At 50.1% G+C, this 18,558-nt stretch carries 13 protein-coding genes; 10 read left to right on the top strand and 3 right to left on the bottom strand.

What is annotated here, in order from left to right:
• Nucleotide 1: 1 nt before the first annotated feature.
• From I2E69_RS11470 to I2E69_RS11460, 3 genes are read right to left on the bottom strand one after another with little or no spacing between them, the layout of a single operon-like run.
• Nucleotides 2–1,201, bottom strand: a complete 1,200-nt coding sequence (locus I2E69_RS11470) for a class I SAM-dependent rRNA methyltransferase (protein WP_195461365.1) — start codon at nt 1,199–1,201, stop codon at nt 2–4.
• Entirely contained in the window at nt 1,198–1,806 is a 609-nt protein-coding gene (locus tag I2E69_RS11465) for a 3'-5' exonuclease (RefSeq protein WP_195461364.1), read from the bottom strand. Before I2E69_RS11465 ends, I2E69_RS11470 begins: the two co-directional genes overlap by 4 nt.
• Nucleotides 1,807–1,827: 21 nt before the next feature.
• A complete protein-coding gene (locus I2E69_RS11460; protein ID WP_195461363.1) occupies nt 1,828–3,780 on the bottom strand; it encodes an ATP-dependent DNA helicase RecQ in 1,953 nt (650 codons plus the stop codon).
• A gap of 205 nt (nt 3,781–3,985) precedes the next feature.
• Here I2E69_RS11460 and I2E69_RS11455 point away from each other — a divergent pair, with 205 nt between their 5' ends.
• The 10 genes from I2E69_RS11455 to I2E69_RS11410 all read left to right on the top strand — a co-directional run bounded on the left by I2E69_RS11455 (nt 3,986) and on the right by I2E69_RS11410 (nt 18,484).
• Nucleotides 3,986–4,258: a PqqD family protein gene (locus I2E69_RS11455; RefSeq protein ID WP_195461362.1), complete on the top strand. Its 273-nt coding sequence runs from the start codon at nt 3,986–3,988 to the stop codon at nt 4,256–4,258.
• Nucleotides 4,258–4,683 (top strand): hypothetical protein, encoded by a 426-nt coding sequence (locus I2E69_RS11450; protein ID WP_195461361.1) that lies wholly within the window; start codon nt 4,258–4,260, stop codon nt 4,681–4,683. The genes I2E69_RS11455 and I2E69_RS11450 overlap by 1 nt, the downstream gene beginning before the upstream one ends.
• 65 nt (nt 4,684–4,748) lie before the next feature.
• Nucleotides 4,749–7,115 (top strand): TonB-dependent receptor, encoded by a 2,367-nt coding sequence (locus I2E69_RS11445; protein WP_195461360.1) that lies wholly within the window; start codon nt 4,749–4,751, stop codon nt 7,113–7,115.
• Between the two features lie 78 nt (nt 7,116–7,193).
• Entirely contained in the window at nt 7,194–7,508 is a 315-nt protein-coding gene (locus I2E69_RS11440; protein ID WP_195461359.1) for a heavy-metal-associated domain-containing protein, read from the top strand.
• Between the two features lie 281 nt (nt 7,509–7,789).
• Nucleotides 7,790–9,070, top strand: a complete 1,281-nt coding sequence (locus tag I2E69_RS11435; protein ID WP_195461358.1) for a phage integrase SAM-like domain-containing protein — start codon at nt 7,790–7,792, stop codon at nt 9,068–9,070.
• Between the two features lie 415 nt (nt 9,071–9,485).
• On the top strand, nt 9,486–12,530 hold the full coding sequence (locus I2E69_RS11430) for a hypothetical protein (protein ID WP_195461357.1): 3,045 nt from the start codon (nt 9,486–9,488) through the stop codon (nt 12,528–12,530).
• Complete coding sequence (locus I2E69_RS11425) at nt 12,527–15,937, top strand: RHS repeat-associated core domain-containing protein (protein ID WP_195461356.1); 3,411 nt, start codon at nt 12,527–12,529, stop codon at nt 15,935–15,937. Before I2E69_RS11430 ends, I2E69_RS11425 begins: the two co-directional genes overlap by 4 nt.
• A gap of 16 nt (nt 15,938–15,953) precedes the next feature.
• On the top strand, nt 15,954–16,565 hold the full coding sequence (locus I2E69_RS11420) for a hypothetical protein (RefSeq protein ID WP_195461355.1): 612 nt from the start codon (nt 15,954–15,956) through the stop codon (nt 16,563–16,565).
• A gap of 213 nt (nt 16,566–16,778) precedes the next feature.
• On the top strand, nt 16,779–17,354 hold the full coding sequence (locus tag I2E69_RS11415; protein ID WP_195461475.1) for an RNA polymerase sigma-70 factor: 576 nt from the start codon (nt 16,779–16,781) through the stop codon (nt 17,352–17,354).
• 185 nt (nt 17,355–17,539) lie between these two features.
• A complete protein-coding gene (locus I2E69_RS11410) occupies nt 17,540–18,484 on the top strand; it encodes a FecR family protein (RefSeq protein ID WP_195461354.1) in 945 nt (314 codons plus the stop codon).
• Nucleotides 18,485–18,558 lie beyond the last annotated feature (74 nt).

Here is an 18,558-nt window from a genome sequence, read left to right as displayed (position 1 = left end):
GTTATTCGACGTATAGTACCAACCCCTTGAGGTATTCGCCTTCGGGGTGGTAGATGTTGATCGGATGGTCGGCGGGCTGCGTCAGTTGGTGGAGGATGCGGACCTTGCGGCCTGCGATGGCGGCGGCCGAAAAGACCGTCGTGCGGAATAACTCCTTCGATACGGCCTGCGAGCAGGAGAAGGTGAAGAGGATTCCGCCGGGGCGAATCTGCGACAGGGCCCTGGCGTTGAGTCGTTTGTAACCCTGCATGGCGTTGCCCAGCACTTTGTGGTGCTTGGCGAAGGCCGGCGGGTCGAGGATGATCAGGTCGTATTTGTCGCCGATGTCTTTGAGGTAGTCGATGGCGTCGGCGGCGATTTCGCAGCATTCGGCGCCTTTGCCGAAGTTGAGTTCCATGTTCTCCGTGGCCAGCGCTACGGCACGCTCCGAGGAGTCCACCGAGCAGACCTTCCGGGCGCCGCCCGAAAGGGCGTAGACCGAGAATCCGCCCGTGTAGCAGAAGGTGTTGAGTACGTTGCGGCCCTTGGAGTAGCGTTTCACCAGTTGGCGGTTTTCGCGCTGGTCGAGGAAAAAGCCCGTTTTCTGGCCTTTCTCCCAGTTGACGTAGAATTGTTCGCCGTTCTCCACGACGATATGCGACGCATGGTCGGACGATCCCCACAGGTAGCCGTCGACAGCCCCGAGGGCGGCCTTGAAGGGGAGCGTCTGCGACGATTTGTCGTAGATGGCCGTGAGGCGTTCGCCGTAGACCGAGCGCAGCGCTTCGGCGATTTGCAGCCGCGCGTAGTACATGCCGGCCGAGTGGCATTGGATGACGGCCGTCGAGCCGTAGATGTCGACGACCAGCCCCGGCAGCGAGTCGCCTTCGCCGTGGACGAGACGGTAGCAGGTCGTGGCGGGATTGTCCGTAAGGCCGAGCGTACGGCGGACATCGTAGGCCACGGCGATCCGGAGGTTCCACCACGTCTGGTCGATCTCTTCGCGCTCGAACGTGAGCACGCGCACGGCGATTGATCCGATCTGGTAGTGGCCCAGGGCCATGAAATCGCCCTGACGGGTGTAGACCTCGACGAGGACCCCTTCGGCGAAATCGGACTCTTCTTCGGCCTGGATGTGGTCGATGGCTCCCGAGAAAATCCACGGGTGGCGGCGCAGGAGCGATTCCTCCTTGCCTTTGCGCAGGTAAATTTGCGGTATCATTTACGGATCGGTTTTTTCGGTGTGCGGAGCAACTGCTCGTAAATACGGGTGCAGACCCATGCGTCGGTCGCGGCGTAAAGCTGCTGCTTGTCGGTGAGGGTCGTGGCTTCCCAGTTGCTTAGCCGCTGGGCTTTCGAGACGCGCTGTCCCAGCACGATGGCCGAGAGTTTGCGCAGGCTCTTCTCCCCGATGCCCCATTCCGAGGCAATGCTCTGCAGGTCGACGAAGCCCCCGTCGCGGAAATGGCGGATCTGGCGCAGCGAGCGCAGGTCGCCCGCAACGTCGGCGCCGATCTTGAGGACTTTTTTGTCTTCGAGCAGTTGCAGGATCGGTTTGGCGAGCGGAATCTTGTTGAGCCGGAACAGGAAGCAGACCTTCGGTGTGGAGAGTTGCAGCAGCGATACGCGAAACGTTACGCCCGGGCGGAACGAAGGGCGCGTCTCGGTGTCGAAGCCGATGACGGACTGCTCGGCGAGCAGCTTGCAGGCCGCGGCGATGTCGCGCTCCTGCTCGACGATACGGATTTCTCCCCGGAACTCGATGGCTGGGAGCAGGGCGGTTTGCTCGTTGCTGATTTTATCGATGAAATTATTTACTGTAGTCATTGGACGGATGTTCCTGCAAAATTACGGAAAAAGTTTCAATATTCCTTCTTTGCCGGTGGCGATTTTGCCTTCCCCGAGCAGTTCGCGCACGACTTCAGCCAGCCGGTCGGGGGAACAGGCCAGTTCGGCGGCGAGTTGGCGCGGGTCGGCCGGGGAGCGTGCGAGGCGCGCCAGGAGTTTTTCGCGCAGGGAGGCCTCGTCGCCGGGCGCGGGGATGCCGGGTGTTCCGGGGGCCCGCCCGGCGGCTTTCGCGGCCCGTTTGCGGGCGAGGCACACGTCGCAGACTCCGCACGGCGCGGGCGTCTCTTCGCCGAAATACTTTTCGAGCACGGCGCTGCGGCACTGCTCCTCGTTGGCGGCGTAGGCGATCATCTGCTCGAAGCGTTCGCGCATCAGCTCCTGCCGCCGCTTGTAGGTCTCGGGGGCGATGTAAAGGTCGGCGCGGGGCAGGCGTTCTTCGTTCATGAAAAGGATTGGCGAACGGTTCGAGGGGACGTAACGGATCACGCGCAACTGCCAGAGCCGTTTGAGCAATTCCCTGACGCGCTCGACGGTGTAGCCGCTCCAGGTGGCCAGTTCGCCTTCGTCGATGGGCCGGAACTCGGTGAAGACCCCGTTGTAGAGCCTCAGCAGGGTGCGGATGAAGTGGTCCAGTTCGTCGCGCTGCACGCGGAGTTTGTACAATTCGTCGCGGCTGACGCAGAACATCACCCGTGCGGGGTTTTCCTGTGCGTCGGTAAGGGTCATGTAGCCGTTCTGCTGGAGCAGTTTGAGGGCGCTCTGGACCGTTCCCGAATAGAGGTGTTCGCGGGCGCAGAAGTCGTGGATGTTGAACAGAAACGACGCTTCGCCGCCGTCGCCGATGCCGATCTGCAGGTAGGAGCAGACCCTTTCGTAAATATCCTTGATCTTTTCCAGCGGGGGAAATTCCAGCTCGAAACGCCGCGAAATGCGGTCGCTGTCGTCCGATGCGACCAGCAGCAGGGCATAGGCCCGCTGTGAGTCGCGGCCTGCACGGCCGGCCTCCTGGTAGTAGCTTTCGAGCGAGTCGCACATCGCGTAGTGGACCACGAAGCGCACGTCCGCTTTGTCGATGCCCATGCCGAAAGCGTTGGTGGCGACCATCACGCGGACTTTGCCCGAGAGCCACTCTTCCTGCCGGAGCGACCGCTCGGCGTGGCCCAGCCCGCCGTGGTAGGCCGCGGCCGTCACCCCTTCCTGTCGCAGGAAGTCGGCGACCTGCTCGGTCCCTTCCCGCGTGCGCACATAGACGATGCCCGTGCCGGGGACGTTGTGGACCAGTCGCAGCAACTGGCCGTTTTTGTCGTCGGTACGGCGGACGCTGTACGAGAGGTTGGGGCGTGCGAAGCTGCTGCGCAGGATGTGCGGTTCGGCAAATTTCAGGTGGCGCATGATGTCGTCGGCCACCAGGCGGGTGGCCGAGGCGGTGAGCGCCAGCACGGGAACGCCCGGGAGCTTTTCGCGCAGTTCGGCGATGCGCAGGTACGAAGGGCGGAAATCGTAGCCCCACTGCGAGATGCAGTGGGCCTCGTCGACGGCGATGAGCGAGACGTTCATGCGCACCACGCGCAGGCGGAACGCCTCGGTAGCCAGCCGTTCGGGAGCCACGTAGAGGAACTTTACGTCGCCGTAGGCGCAGTTGTCCAGCGCGATGTCGATCTGGCGCGGCGAGAGCCCCGAATGGATCGCCACGGCCGGGACGGCCCGGGCCCGGAGGCGGTCGACCTGGTCTTTCATCAGGGCGATGAGCGGTGTGACGACGATGCAGAGCCCTTCGCGGGCAAGCGTCGGAATCTGGTAGGTCAGCGACTTGCCGCCGCCCGTGGGCATCAGGGCCAGTGTGTCGCGCCCTTCCATCGCCGCGCGGATGATCTGCTCCTGCACGGGGCGGAAGGTGGTGAAGCCCCAGTAGCGCCGGAGCACTTCGTATATTTTGTCCGCGGTCGGTTCCATAGCACAAAGGTACGAAAAAGCCGGACGGGTGCAAAACCGGATTGCGTGCGGTTTTATACAGCCTTCCGACGAATGGAAGTGTCGTTATGACACCAAAGGTACGAAAAAGCCGGACGGCTGCAAAGCCGAATTGCGTGCGGTTTTGTGAAAAATTAGGCAGTTTGGGGAATTTTTCGTATTTTTGCAAAAATCGAATATTCGGAAGATGAAGATACGCGAAGAATACAAGGTCCGGGAGATGGCCGGTGAGCACGTGATCGTGATGCCGGGACGCGGAGGCGCCGCCGATATGACACGCATCGTGTCGCTCAATCCTTCGTCGATGTATCTGTGGGAGAAGCTTCGGGGCCGCGAGTTTACGGCTGCGGACGCCGCGCTGCTGCTGACCGAATGTTACGAGGTCGACGCTGAAACCGCTTTGCAGGATGCCGGGCGGTGGATCGCGAGCCTTGCCGAATGCGGAATCGTAGAAGAATAGTGAAACTGAAAAGGGTCATATCGCTGTTGTTGCTCGCCGTCTATCTTTTTGCGACGGCGGGGATGGCTTTGGCGTCGCTGACGTGTAAGTGCGTGTCGATGAAGGCCCGCACGGAGCACGTGTGCTGTACCCATTGCCAGCATCCGGCGGACGTTCAGTCGGCGCACGACGGTGCGATGCGCGCCCCCTGCTGCGGCAACCACCATTCGACCGATGTCGAACTTTACGTTACGTCGAACTCCGACAATAACGAGAAATACATACGCTGCATCGTCCTCGACCTGCCGCCTGCACTCGCCGTGGAGTGTCCGTGTCCTGCACACGTTCCCCAGTTGCGCGAGGAGGTTGTCCAGAGGCATGTACCCCTGATACGCGAAGCCTGCATCCTGCCCGTCGGCTTCCGGGCTCCTCCCGTATTGGCTTAAAACACCTTCGGGACCGGTGCTGTGTGCGCCGGTCCGTAATCAGTTTTAACCAATAACGGATTTTCATGAAATTTTTCAAATACACCGTATTATCTATTTCTGCCTTCGCTGTGTGCGGTTCCCTGAGCGCACAGGATTTGAGGGGCGTGGTCCGCGATGCCGACCGTCAACCGCTCATCGGGGCTTCGGTCTACTGGGCCGGCACGACCATCGGGGCCAGCACCGACGCACAGGGCGCATTTCTCGTACACCGCGTGAAGGGGTACGATAAACTCGTAGCCTCGTACCTGGGCTTTGTCAACGACACGCTGGATGTGAAAAACGGCGTCGACAAGGTCGAATTTACGCTCCGTTCGGAGGGCGTGGCGCTGGAAGGCGTCGTTGTCGAGGGCAACCTCAGCGGCAATTTCGTCAAGCGCGACGGGATCGTCAAAGGCGAGATGATCTCCTTTGCGGGCCTCTGTAAGATGGCCTGCTGCAACCTGGCCGAGTCGTTCGAAAATTCGGCTTCGGTGACCGTCGGTTACAGCGACGCCATATCGGGCGCCCGGCAGATCAAGATGCTGGGACTGGCCGGAACCTATACGCAGATACTCGACGAGAACCGTCCCATCATGCGGGGCCTGAGCGCTCCCTACGGGCTGAGTTACACGCCGGGCATGTGGCTCAATTCGATCCAGGTGTCGAAGGGCGTGGCTTCGGTCACGGCGGGCCATGAGGCCATCACGGGCCAGATTAACCTCGAACACCGCAAGCCTACGGACGACGAACGGCTGTTCGTGAACCTTTACCTCGACGACGAACTGCGTCCCGAGGCCAATATTTCGACGGCTTTTCCCGTCACGAAAGACAAGAAGTTGTCGAGCGTCATCCTGCTTCACGGCTCGATGGATACCGACGTGCGGAAGATGGATCACAACCACGACGGATTCCGCGACCTGCCGAAGGCCGACCAGATCAACGTGGCCAACAAATGGCTCTACGCCGCTGACAACGGCACGCAGATTCGCTGGGGCTGGAAGTTCGTGCAGGAAAACCGCCTGGGCGGCATGCTCGACTACAAGGACACGAAGGCCATGCGCGAGGAGATGGAGCAGGACTGGGACTGGAGAGCCGGCGACAAGAAAATGCCGCTCTACGGGTCGCACATCCGCAACCGCAACGCCAACGGCTATTTTAAAATAGGTATGCCGGTCGGTCCGTCGGTTTACGATCCCGACGAGCAGGACGAAATGCGTTCGAACTTGGCGTTCGTCGCCGACTTCGACCATTTCAGCGAAGACGCCTATTTCGGGCTGAACGACTATACGGGCAACCAGAATTCGCTGGCGCTGAACCTGATGTACAACCACTATTTCACCTATCGGTCGTCGCTGATCGTCGGGGTGCAGGGGCATCTGGATTACTACCGCGAGAAACTGCTCAACCCGACGCCGTGGATCGCCGCCAACAGCGTCCGCGACTACAATTTCGACCGCAACGAGCGCGAGGCGGGAGCCTATGCCGAGTATACCTATGCCATCAAGGACAAGTTTTCGATCGTGGCCGGAGTCCGCGGCGATTACAACCACTATTACGACCGTTTCTTCGTGACGCCCCGCGGCCACCTGAAATGGAATATCACCCCTTCGACGACGCTGCGCGGTTCGGCGGGCCTGGGTTACCGCTCGACGAACGTCATTACGGACAATATCGGCGTACTGGCTACGGGCCGGGCGATCACGTTCCTCGACAACGAATCCGGGAAATTCGATTTCCGGAAATTCGACCGCATGGAGAAGGCCCTGACCGTCGGCGGAAGCCTGACGCAAACCTTCGGACTGGTGAAGCAGGGCGACGCGACGCTGAGTTTCGACTATTTCCGTACGCAGTTCTACAACTCGATCGTGGCCGATCAGGAGATGTATGCCGATCGGATCGTATTCTACGACACCGATGGCCGTTCGTATACCGACACCTACCAGATCGACTTCTCGTGGTCGCCGGTCGAGCGGCTCGATATCTTCGCAACGTTCCGCTATACGGACAGCGAGATGACGATCAAGCGCTCCGACGGCAGTTCGGCCCGTGTGGAGAGGCCGCTGGTGAGCCAGTACAAAACGCTGTTGAATATCCAGTATGCCACGAAGTTCCGCCGCTGGGTCTTCGATGCTACGGCGCAGCTCAACGGTCCTTCGCGCATTCCGACGCAGACGGGCAACCTCGACGACAGTTACTATTCGCCCCGTTACCCGATGTTTTTCGCGCAGGTGAGCCGCAAGGTAGGCAAGTTCGATATCTACGCCGGGTGCGAGAATATCGCCGACTACCGCCAGAAGGACCCGATCCTCAATGCGCAGGACCCCTACGACTACAAGTTCAATTCGATGAACGTCTGGGGGCCGCTCATGGGCCGCAAGTTCTATATCGGCTTACGGTTTAACCTGTATTAGGATGCGGAGCAGGATGTTTCGGGCGACGCCCCGGATTTGGTAAGGACAGAAAATTTTAATACCTAAATATACGCAAAAATGAAAAAACTTTTAATGTTCTGCCTGGCCCTGGTAATGGGTCTCGGCATGTGCGCTGCGGCGGATAAGCCCGCGCAGAAAAAAGAGGTGACGACGGTATTCGTAACCGATATCGATTGCGAACACTGCGTGAAGAAGATCATGAACAACGTACCTTCGCTCGGAAAGGGCATCAAGGATGTGAAGGTGGACCTGCCCAAAAAGGAGGTTACCGTGATTTACGACGGCACGAAGAACAACGACGAGAACATCGTCAAGGGTTTTGCCACGCTCAAAGTGAAGGCCGAGCCTAAAAAAGCCCCTGCGAAGAAGTAATTCGGGCGGGTTTGTTATCTGAAACGGGGAAATCTTTCGGGATTTCCCCGTTTTTCAGTCTCGGGAGGCCTAAAGCAAACGAAAAAGAGCGCCCCGGAAGGGGCGCCGTTTTTTAGGTATTGACAGAGAATAGATTATCTATTCATTGATTGACAGCATATTAGTTGTTTTTGCGCGAACGGATTATTTGACCGTTCCAAACAATTTGCCGGGGACGGGGCTATTTCATGTAGCCTGTTTTGCAGTCCTGCACTGACAAATTGGGCGCAAAAGCAACTACTATGTTTTCTATTAAAGTCAAGGGTAAGCCGAACCCGAAGAATTCGAATCTGGTAAAACTTGAGCTGGTCTTTTTCAAGACAGATTATCCTCGTGTCACCAAAGTTCTCGACATTACGGGCCAGTACAAGGACTGGGACCCGAAATCACAGACCTTTCGTGCAGGCAGTCCGAATGCCTACTCCAAGAACCGGAGTCTGGCAGAGATCTGCATGCGTTATCAGCGTGTGGCGGAAGAGTGGACGACATCCGGTCGCCTGTGGTCTGCAGTCGAACTGTCCCATTGTTTCGATCGTCAGCAATCCGCATCTGAACCGGAAACCCGAATCCGGACGGTAAGCCAGCTCATCGAAGAGCGAATTGCGTATTTCGACAGCAGGGAACGCATCAAAAACGGACAGATTATTTTGAGCAGCACGAATGCTCGGAAGTATGAAAAATTCCATCGTTCGTTGAAAGCCTTCGTTTCTGCGGTCTATGGGAAAAGCCTGTCATCCTATTTCTTTAAGGATATCGATGCGAAATTTGTCACCGACTATGCGTTTTATTTGAAGCGCCGAGGTGCGGAGAATGGCAACCAGGGATGCTTAGTCACTCACCTACGGATGTTACGCGCCTTGTGCAATTATGCCGCTAAACTCGGAATGCCGGGAGCAGGCATTACAGCTTTCGACTCATTGGGCGATATGATCAAATGGCCGGAGACGACCTCCCGCGCCGTATCGGCCAAGACGATCGCACTGCTTGAACACATCGATCGGAGTCTGTTTTCCGCAAAGGAGCAACTGCATCTGGATCTGTTCCTGTTCAGCTATTATACGGGAGGCATGGCCAATGTGGATGTATGTAACCTCATCTGGGATTGCGTTCATGAGGACAAAATCGTTTACGAGCGTATTAAGTTTCCGAAGACCGCCAAACCGCTTCTCATCCCCCAATCACAGGCTTTGCTCCGCAAATACAAGGGAACGGGCTATGGGAATTATGTTTTCCCCGTCTTTACGCGCAAACACACCGACTCAGTAAAGCGCTATACTCGAGTAAGGCAAATATCGACATTAGTTTCCCGAACACTTACCAAAGCCTGTCGGATTTTGAAGATCAACGAGAAGGTAACCTGGTATTCATCCCGCGGAAGTTTCATTTCACGGATGGTCGATGACGGTAATTCGCCCTATGCGGTCGCCGAAATGGCCGGAAACAGTCCGATGACTATCTGGAAGAGCTACTACAAGAATACCGAGCGGGAGAAACTCTCGGAACGAATGAGGGTTGTGCTGTAAAGAACCAGCACCAACCGGACTGCATCCCTGTCTCGATCGGGGATGCGGTTTTTTGTTGCTTGTCCGGTCCGTCGTCATCGGTGATTTCGTTGTCTAATGTGGGATTCGCATGGTTCAGTGGGCCCCTCTATCCTGTTCGGACGCACGCATGAAGGCAGCTATAAAAGGCTGATAGATAGCGCATAAGGAAAATGAAAGTCGGAGATAAGATTTTTATTCCCGCGAGTGCTGATTATCTGACAGATACGCAAATTTCGTAAGGCTGGATTCCGGCCGGATTTCTTGCTAAGGGGAAGCTCCGATCGTATTTTTGGTTGTCAACCATCAAAACCTCATGCGTATGAAACATCGAACCTCCTGAATGTGCATTCAGCCTCCAAACTATTCTTTCGTCTAATCCTAAAACCACTTTCCCATGCGATTATTTATCACCATGCTGCTCTTATGCTGCATCCCTATCTCGAATGTCTTTTCTCAAGAGCCTGAACCGAAGGAATACCCGAAGCAGGCGCAAGAGCCCGGCAAAAGTTCGGTTTCGTCCGTTGAATCCGAAGATCCGGAACTCTCCTATACCACAAACAATACTATTGCATCGCCGGAATCAAAGATGATGTCGGGGCGCATTAATGCAGGAACAGATAAATATACGGGAATTTTGCAAGTGCAAATCCCGCTTTATGAAATTAAAACGAATAGTGGTAAGATACCTATATCACTTAATTACAGCGGCTCCGGGATTAAAATCGACGACTATTCTTCTTCTATAGGTATCGGTTGGGACCTATCTGCAGGAGGAAAAATTACGCGGGCAGTACGAAGCCTACCCGATAGTTTTTATGATCTTAAGGAAACGAGCGACATATATAAATGGAAAAAGGATTTTTACTTTGACCATACCGCAAGTTCGTTTTACCATAAGAGACAATATGACTTGGAACCCGACATCTATTATTTTGATGCACCGGGCCTTTCCGGACGCTTTTTCTTGGATGGCAATCAGCAAGCTCATACTTATCCGTATCAACCAATGGATATAATGTATGATAGTATAGCAAACCAATTTACTATTTTTGACCAGCAGGGAGTACGCTATATTTTCAAAGACAACGCGATAACCGATACCGGCATTATAGACCACGATGACGTTATTCGGACATCTCAAAATGTTAATATGACATGGTACTTAAACGAAGTTAAATATCCGAATGGAGCTATCGTGAATTTCAATTATTCGGGCGACAATTACACCTACTTTTTTTATGATGCAGAAAACCGCGTGAGACACGACGGCAAAGTATTACAACTTATTGGAAAGGAAAACGATTATCGACGAAGCATTACGGTTTCTAATCGACATATTTCGTCCATAAGTTATAACGAGCAGGAAATTAAATTCAATTACGACCGAAAAAAAGTTTATTGGGGTCTTCAAGAGCAACTTGATAATTTTGAAGTTTATGCCAACGGACAAAAGTTAAAAACAGTATGTTTTGCACGAGACACTTTCCCAAATGGGAATATTAAATTAAATAAGGTTTTTGTTCAGGCCAAACCTGGGCACAAACAACCAATAGTTTCCTTCGAATACTATGATGATCCGATAATGCCGGGGCATGAGCATCGCGGATTCGATCATTGGGGCTACTGGAATCAGGATGGCGAAGATTTATCTGGCTATCCTTTTGTCCCTATCAATGGAATCTATCCCGAATTCGGTATCAGCCGTGCTTCTGAATTGGAACGAACAAGAGCCCAAAGTCTCAAAAGTATCCATTATCCAGCCGGTGGTAGCAAAGAATTCGTTTATGAACTCCATCGAGGTAAAGAACGAGATCAAGCTGTAATGAGGATCTGTGGTGGTCTTCGAATACAGAAAATAATTATTAGAGATGCAAACGATTCAAAGCCAGCAGTATATTCATATTCATATGAAGGAGGCGTTGTCTATGCGGATAGATTTAATTATACAAGAAAGAAATCCGAAAGTAACCAATTTACAGATTTTTATCAATCCGCACGATGTCTGTCCTCAATAACCGATTTTAATGGGGCTTCTGTGGTTTATACTGAAATAACCGAACATCTCCCCAATGGTTCATCGATTAAATATGAATATGTCCCCTTATTGGAATATGATGATCTTTATCCGGAGAAATATCTTTCAAAACAAGATACCGTTCTATTTCTTGGGTATGAAACAGAGCAAGACCTACCTAAAACAATTCGTGCCTATGGCCGCAACCTCTTGCAGCAGGAAACAGCTTACGATGCGGATGGCAAAATCGTGAAACGTACATCATACGAATATCTGATAGATACAGCCAATGAAGTTCGTATTCCAGGACATATTCTTTACAGAAGCAAAGTTGATGGTCATTCTCAAGATTGTATCGCCCGATATTATCGTATATGTTGCCCTGTACTTTTAAAACGAAAGATTGAATATGCGAGCAATACAAATTTATATTGTTGTACCGAATATGAGTACAATAAGCGACATTTGCCATCACGAATAATCGAACGATACACAGATGGTACGCGGATCACGCTTTATACAAAGTACGATTTCGAGTACTACGATAAAATAAATTTCGGAATGGATTATTATCCATCAAGCTATTTGCCAGTAGAAAGAATAGTTTATAAAAATGGTGAAGTTAAGCAGGCTACTATTAACATATATAATACTGCTCCGAACAAATTGTTGCTTTCTAAAACACTTCATCTATCTGATCCTTACGCAACAGTTGATTCATTAGCTTTCAAAACTTCATACCGATCTTTCCGGGGAACACTTTATTATGATCAAAGGTATAAAGAAGCTACTTGTTACGACGAATACGATGCTGACGGAAACTTACTATGTTTTCATAATGATAATAGCATTTTTACGAGTAATATATACTATACTGATCGGAGTACTTCATTAGCAACAATTACAAATGCCCGTTTTTCTCCTAATGCTACAGAGCGGATAAATGAGGTATTTTTCGATGATTTCGAAAAGAGATTAAACGGTGCATACATTTGGCCGGAAGTGATAAATGCCAAATCGGGAAACCATGCAAATATTTCAAGTTCTTACATTATCCCTATTTCTAATTTCAAGCCTGGCATATATACTTTGCGTTACTGGTATCGGTTACAAAATTCGGATGACTGGAGGTTACATAAGACGAATGTAACGATAAATGACAGCCAAAACTATATTGTCTCTTTCCCTAAAGAATCAATTGCAGTGGATGATTTGAGCCTCATTCCACTGAATGCAACGATCGAATCCCATGTCTTGATACCGGGTTTGGGTATAATTTCAAAGACCGATTTGAGGGGGCGCACAACCTATTACAAATATAATGGATTCGGATTGCCAACACATGTTTTTAATAATGAGCGCGAAGTAATCAAAACCTTCTCCTATGACAATTACAACCCTAATATAACGCTACCTACACTATGAAAACGATTATAAAAATTTTAGCGGCATCCCAACTTTTTTGCTGCACATTTGTCGCCGCACAGGATTTGCAGGCTGTTAATCCAACGCTGCCCGGCTCTACGGTACAAGTCAATCCATATCCTATATCCAATACTATAGAAGGCAAAAAGATTACAGAGCGTTTCGTTTATGGTGAAAAAAACATCACTGTACGACACTTCTTCGATGGTTTCGGACGTGAAGTGAAGAGCGTGTCCGTTGGAGCTTCTCCAACAGGTCGTGATATTGTTTCCGAACGAGTATACGATTGTATGGGAAGCGGTGATTCAATTATTTATTTACCGTCGGTACCCGACAGTTTGGGGAACACGCTCAACGCCTCACTTCGGACTCGGAGGTTTTATAAACAATTGTTAGGAAATGACCCTGACGCTAATTATCCTACCATACAGACCGTTTATGATAATTCACCGCTTAAACTGAAAATAGCAACGGATGCTCCCGGTATCAATCATAGCTATATATCATCCAAGGGGCATCCTGTGCGCTATAATTATCGACTGAACTATAGTAATACGCTTCCTTTGAACGCTATTGCGACAACAGCTAAAGGATTTTCCTTTTATCCCGGCACTTCCGATGGTGTTAAAAAATATGAGATTATTAACGATTCGATGTTGTATTTTTCTGGATACTACCCAATGTCGGCACTAACTGTAACCGAAAAAATCCAGCAGTCAACCGATACGGTTAGCATATCTAATTTAGAATACCGAGATCAAGAAGGGAATCTTGTAGCGAAAGAAGTGCGTGTAAATGGACAAAACAAACAGTTTATATACAACGTATATGATAGTTTCGGACGCCTGCGATATGAAATCCCCTTCATTCAGGACAAACGCATAACAAATATTGGAAGTAGTTATACGCCTAATCAGGTTTCAGATTATTGCACTTATCATGGATACAATACATTGGGAAATGAAGTATTAACCATTCGGCCAGGACGTGAGCGAATTTACAGTATTTATGATGTGCGAAATCGTATCGTTTTGTCACAAGACGGGAATCAACGCCCTGCAGGGAAATGGTTCTATACTAAGTATGACGACTTCGACCGGCCAATAGAAACCCATTTAATCACCCTACCTCAATCATGGGCACAGTTGAATGAAAATTTGTGCAGTTTATATGGTGCCAATCTACATGCACTACTTGCAAGAATAAAAGGGGAAGACATTCTGCTTTCACGAATGATTTTTTGTGAATATTATGATTACGACCTATCAGATGATGGATGCACCAAACATTATCGTCAATTCGAGATACCATCTTATTTATCATTCAAGCCTATGGCAAATGTAGTGTTGGCCGAAGATCTTTATTCGGATAATGCAGGGTTGAGACTGTATGAAAAAATTGCCGTTATTCCCGATGTTTTTACAGACACAAGAGCATATATTGAACGGGCTTACTATTATGATAAAGAAGGACGTATTGTCCAATCGGTCGAACGCAACCATTTAGGTGGTATCTGCCGCATAACGAATCAATATGACAAAGCCGGCAATCTCATAATGAATCATGAAAATAGAGCACTGGATGCGAATAGAACCCCTGATATCCTTATTACGAGGAAGACCTACGATGATTTCGGCCGTATCATTTCAGATCGGACAAAATTGAATAGCGGCCCGATAACCAGCACGTATTACGAATACGATCCACTTGGGCGAGTATCCAAAATGAATCAAGGTGGTGGAAAGATAAACACTTCTTACAAGTATGATATTCGGGGACGCATGATAAAACAGCAGAATGAACTATTTCTTATGGCCCTTGCTTTTGACAAGCCTACACTGAACGGGACAGTAAGTAATTATGCAGGCTATATCAGTGAATGCAAATGGGCTTTTACTGATGAAAACTATTTTTCATGTTACGCATTTTCTTACACACCCAAAGGTCAATTACAGAATGCTTACTGGTACAGAAATGGTACCTTACAGACTTCCTCTTATGCGGAATCCCTAAAATATGATGACAATAATAATATTCTTGCATTGACTCGTTATGGGGATAGAACCATCGAAAACAGCATACGATACCGTTATAAAGGCAACTTACTGATGTCCACATCAGACCGGGGACATGATGCAAACTATATGTATGATCTGAATGGAAATCTAATATCATCCAGTTTGAATATTTGCACATACCGGTATAATTACCTAAATTTGATCGAAGAAGTTTGTCGGTATGGGACTACCGCAGCATCATACAAATATTTATCTGATGGTACGAAGTTAGAAGTCGGCGACAAAAGTGGTAATGGCTACCTTTATTCGGGTTCTTTGATATATACCAAAAGTGGGAATAGTTATACTTTGGAAAGCGCGAATTTCCCATCCGGAAGAATAACTGCATCAACTAATGGTTATAAAATTCAATATTATATAACCGATTATTTGGGCAGTGTACGTGTTGTTGCCGATCAGATGGGACGTATTTTGGAGAAATTCAATTATTATCCTTTCGGCAAGCGATGGGTGATGGCCGATCAGCAACTTAGTGATAATCGGCTTCTTTTCAATGGTAAGGAATGGCAAGTAACCGGGGATGTTAAGCTGCTCGATTATGGAGCTCGCATGTACGACCCCAATTTGGGACGATGGTTTGTGCAAGATCCTATGTATCAGACGCACAATCCATACACCTTCTGTTTCAATAACCCTATAAACCGTATTGATCCTAATGGTATGTATTCCACGGAGGATGGTGATGGTGATGGTATTGATAATGCAAATATATTGGGTATTATCCTTCAAATATTGAAGGATATGTTAGACGGAAAAATTGGACCTGAACCACCTGAAGCTTATACGGAAGCATACGATAAATATGATGAACCAAATGAGAGGAATGAAAAAGATGACAATACCGCAATCAAAAAAAGGCGGAATAACTTAGCGTTTAATGAGAGAGAAAGACTAAAAGAACACACATTTCATTATTTTAAGAGCAAATGGGCTGCATGGACATATATGTGGAAAGCATCTCATAAATATTTTGATGGTCAATATTACGGATATAAAGAGCACGCTGCTTATGATTTTAGCAACGGAGGCGTATTGTTATTACCTTCTCATAGGAATTCAAGCACAATTTCATATACATATGAAAATATGCTTGAATTCGATGGTAAAAATTGTAGGTTAAAAAATGGAAAACAAATGGGGTATCCATGGATTATAGTAGGATATACACATACTCATGATGCCTCCGATACAATTGAGGTAAGTAATTATGATCGTGATTTTGCCTCAAGATTTCCAAGTTTAATAGTCAGAACTATTGCTAATGGAGGTAATATATATCGTATTTTTAGTGATGGTTCTTATCAACCTATAGGTGTCTTAGGCGAATGAAAATAATACAATTAACATGAAAATTATACTATATCTATTAATTGGATGCAGCTTGGGTTGCAGTAACCATTCATCTTTTAACCGAGATAATGTTACGACAGATGTTAACAATTGTTATCCTGAGATTACTAATAAAGGATTAAAGGAAAGCATTATACAATATGTAAATGATCGAGTTTTAGAATTCCGAGCTTATAATTACACAAATTTTAAAGATATAAAATTATTGACAATCACTTTCAACATAAATAATAATGGTAATAAAATATATACGATCCGCGAAAGTGGTTTAGGACGGATATTCAATGATCCAAAACCCATTTTTATAGGTAGTATTGGCGATATTTATTTTGGTTTTTATAATCAGGATAACCATGATATTCAAATGTCAATGGAATCCATGATAAATGTATTGGGGAAAGATTATCCTTTTTTTAAAACAGATTATGAAGAATACAAAAAGCGAATAAAAAAATTCCCCCAAAATGTTGGTTATGCTTTAGCTGCGTTTGAATCTTTCATATATGAGGGCGATTATTGGATATTAGAATTTTCCGGGAATAGGCTCGTGTCAAAAACGATAATTATGGAAATGAATGGTACAAAACAAGAATTCCGATACGATTAGTCCATATTAAATTAGTCAATATGCAGTAATTACTACTACATATTAAGTCCTATTTACTCCCCGTCAAAGGACCGGGAGTTTTGTTTACACCTCAGTCTATTTGTAATCCAGACAGCTTTCCTGCCATATTCCAGCTATTACGTCAAATCTTCCGCCGGAATTTGCTATTTCGGCGGAATTTTTCTACTTTTGGAAACACCTACTACTCACCTCATGCCCACGACTCGCCCTGTCGTCGAAAGAAGTTCCTCTTTCGAGGAGCTCTATACGAAATACCGAGCGCCTTTCGTCTCGGTAGCGCTGCGGTATGTGCAAAATCGCATGGTTGCGGAGGACCTTGTCAGCGACTGCTTCGTCTCGTACTGGGAAAACCGCAGCGGCACGGTCGTCGAGAACATCCCTGCCTATGTGCTTGCGTCGGTGAAGAACCGGTGCCTGGACTGGCTTCGCAGTCAGATCAACCATGCGCAGGCACACACTGCGATCCAATCCGTCGAAGAACGTCTGATGCGTCAGCACATCGCCACGCTGGAGGCAAACATGCCGAGCACGATCTTCATGGCAGAGGTCAGCGAGATCATCCGGCGAGAGCTCGCCCGTATGCCGGAGCGCACGCGCAAGGTCTTCGTCGCCCACAGGTTTCAGGATATGAGCTACGCGGAGATCGCCAGGCTCTACCACCTCTCGCAGGGACAGGTGCAGTCGGACCTGCGTTCGGCGTCGCGGCAGCTGCGCGTGGCGCTCAAAGACTATGCGCCGCTTGTCGCCCTGCTCACGCTGCTGCACTGATTCGAACAGATGCTCTTGCCCGATGCCCGGAATATTCCGGGCATCTTTGTTTTCGTCCGTGCTCTCCGGACATCCCGGATACATATTTTTCATAAAATGAAGATTTACAGTCCGGAAATCTTCCACCAAACGTCAGTATTATAAACGAGCAAGCATCAAGATATTTCTTATTCCCCAAAAGTCCTATGAACGAAGAGATTTTGTACCGCTACATGAAACACCGGAGCACCGCGCGGGAGCGTGCTGCGATAGCCGACTGGCTGGAGGCCGATGCGGCCAACCGGGAACTGCTGGATCGGATGAGTCTGGAGATGGAGACCCTCGCCCTGATCGCCCCCGAGCTGGAGGATATGCACGAGCGGTCCGTGCGGCGCACAACCCTGCGCGGACGGCTGGTACGCTGGAGCGCCGCTGCGGCTGCCGCCGTGGTGCTCTGCGTGGGGTCGTGGTACGCTGCGGATCACAACGCGAGGGAAGAGTTCGGCGGGCGTGTGCTGTGTTTCCAAACCTCGAACGCCCCGGTGCGGTACACGCTCTCGGACGGCACCGAGGTGTGGCTGAACGCCGGCACGCGGTTCGAATATCCCGCAGCCTTCACGGGTCGGGAGCGGCGTGTCCGGGTCTCGGGCGAGGCGCTCTTCGACGTGAAGCACGATGCGGGGCATCCGTTCATCGTCGAGACCTATGCCTGCGACGTGGAGGTGCTGGGCACACGCTTCGACGTTGCGGCCGACGCGGACGCCGGGACGTTCTCCACGGCGCTGCTGGAGGGGCGCGTGGAGATCCGCAGCAAGCTCACGGGCGAGCGGCTGACGCTGAAGCCCGAGGATTGCGTGAACCTCATCGACGGGCGGCTGTGCCTGACGAGCATCCGCAGCCACGATGACTACTTGTGGCCGGAGGGCATCCTGAGCATCGCGGGCTGCACCTTCGAGCAGGTCATGGCCAAGCTGGAGAAGATCTACGGCGTGCAGATCCGCATCGAACGTACGCCGGCCCCTGAGCTCCGCGTAGCCCGGGGTAAGCTATGGACATCGATGGGACTGGATACGGTGCTGCGGACCTTGCAGGAGGTCACGCCGTTCCGCTTAGTGCATGACGAGCAGACCAATACCATCTACATCCGCTAAGATATGAGTATGAACCTGAAAACCGATATGCCTATGATGAAAGCCTGATTGCTCCGCCGCATAAGAAACCCGCG

Origin of the sequence: Alistipes sp. D31t1_170403_E11, from assembly GCF_015553985.1 — a bacterium.
Lineage (GTDB): Bacteria > Bacteroidota > Bacteroidia > Bacteroidales > Rikenellaceae > Alistipes > Alistipes montrealensis.
Note: the sequence above shows the minus strand (reverse complement) of the source record. Positions and strands in the feature narration are given on the sequence as shown.